This window comes from Escherichia sp. AM3 (assembly GCF_032029835.1).
Lineage (GTDB): Bacteria > Pseudomonadota > Gammaproteobacteria > Enterobacterales > Enterobacteriaceae > Escherichia > Escherichia coli.
In genome coordinates, this window is sequence record NZ_JAVUPQ010000811.1 from 1 (window position 1) to 305 (window position 305).

At 53.4% G+C, this 305-nt stretch carries 1 pseudogene; it reads right to left on the reverse strand.

The annotated features are described in order from the left end of the window. Positions 1-179: pseudogene (locus RTW80_RS28500) on the reverse strand (hypothetical protein); the annotation flags it as partial. Positions 180-305 lie beyond the last annotated feature (126 nt).

A 305-nucleotide genomic window follows, 5' to 3' on the forward strand; every position in this document is an offset into this window, starting at 1 on the left:
TTCCAGGCCAGCTGTCTGGCGACGCCCGGCGAGGTAAAACTTCTGGCCATCAGCGGCATGGGGTTTCCCTGACTGTCGTACAACGACCAGAGTGCGGTGTCGGCCTTTTCATTCACGCATTCCACCCGGCTTAGCTTTTCGCCAAGGAGATGGCTGAGTTCAGCACGCAGCTGTTCCATATGAGATTACCCCCATTAAGACTACTGCTTTTATAATGAGCGCGCGAAACCCGGATGTCACCCGGTAGAGATCAATAATGAAAAATAAAAGGAAAATAGCCAGGCGGGAGAGCATCCCCCCAGACG